At 74.6% G+C, this 1,305-nt stretch carries 1 protein-coding gene; it reads left to right on the forward strand.

Annotated elements, in window-relative coordinates; translation table 11 throughout:
* Nucleotides 1–1,275, forward strand: a 1,275-nt coding sequence (gene nhaA, locus SZ60_RS13620) for a Na+/H+ antiporter NhaA (protein ID WP_052505413.1), incomplete at its 5' end; no start/stop codon positions are given.
* Between the last annotated feature and the right edge of the window lie 30 nt (nt 1,276–1,305).

Consider the following 1,305-nt stretch of genomic DNA (forward strand, 5'->3'; position numbering starts at 1 on the left):
GCCGACCCGACGGCCGCTCCGCCCGCCCCCGCCCACGCGCCCCACGCCGACGGCCGGGCCGCACGCCTCTCGCGCTTCCTCAGCCGCGACACGACCGGCGGCCTCCTGCTGCTCGCCGCGACCGTGCTCGCGCTCGTCCTGGCGAACAGCCCGGCCGGCTCGTTCTACTCGGCCGTGCGCGACGTGTCGTTCGGTCCCGAGGCCCTGCACCTGCACCTGAGCGTCGGCACCTGGGCGGCGGACGGTCTGCTCGCGATCTTCTTCTTCGTGGTCGGCCTCGAGCTGAAGCAGGAGTTCGTCGCCGGCTCGCTGCGCGACCCCCGGGTCGCCGTGCTGCCCATCGCCGCGGCGGTCGGCGGGGTCGCCCTGCCGGCGCTGCTCTTCACGCTGGTCAACCTCGGAGCCGGCCCCGACGCGCTCCAGGGCTGGGCGATCCCCGCCGCGACCGACATCGCGTTCGCCGTCGCCGTGATCGCCGTCGTCGGCAAGCGGCTGCCCCCGGCCCTGCGCACCTTCCTGTTGACCCTCGCCGTGGTCGACGACCTGATCGCGATCACGATCATCGCGGTGTTCTACACGGCGGGCATCGCCTTCGTCCCCCTGCTGCTGGCGCTGCTGCCGCTCGCCGCGTTCGCCGTGCTCGTCCGGCGTGGCGTGCGGGCGTGGTGGCTGCTGATCCCGCTGGGCGTCGTCGCCTGGGCGCTGGTGCACGCGTCGGGGGTGCACGCCACGATCGCCGGGGTGTTGCTCGGCCTGCTCGTGCCCGCGGTGGCGACGGCCCGGGCCGGCGTCACGCACGTCGGTCCCGACGGCCACGAGGTGCGGCATCCCCTGACCCACCACTTCGCCGAGCGCTGGAGCCCGGTCTCGTCGGGCGTCGCCGTGCCGATCTTCGCCTTCTTCTCGGCCGGTGTCACCGTCGGCGGGTTCGGCGGGCTGGTGGAGTCGCTGAGCGACGGCGTCGCGATCGGCATCGTCGTCGCACTCGTCCTCGGCAAGTCGATCGGCATCACCGGGGCGTCGCTGCTCGTCACCCGCCTGCCGGGCATCCGGCTCGACCCGAGCCTGCGCTGGGGCGACGTGCTCGGGCTGTCGTTCGTGGCCGGCATCGGGTTCACCGTGTCGCTGCTCGTCGGCGAGCTCGCCTACGGCACCGGCAGCGAGCAGGACGACGTGGTCAAGGTCGGCGTCCTCGTCGGCTCGCTCGTCTCGGCCCTGATCGGTGGCACGATCCTCGCCGTGCGCGGCCGGGCCCCCGACCGCGTCGACGCCTGACGGGTCGGCCCCCGCCGAGACCCCGGGGAC

The sequence above is a fragment of the Frigoribacterium sp. MEB024 genome (assembly GCF_000878135.1).
In the GTDB taxonomy this organism is placed as follows: Bacteria; Actinomycetota; Actinomycetes; order Actinomycetales; family Microbacteriaceae; genus Frigoribacterium.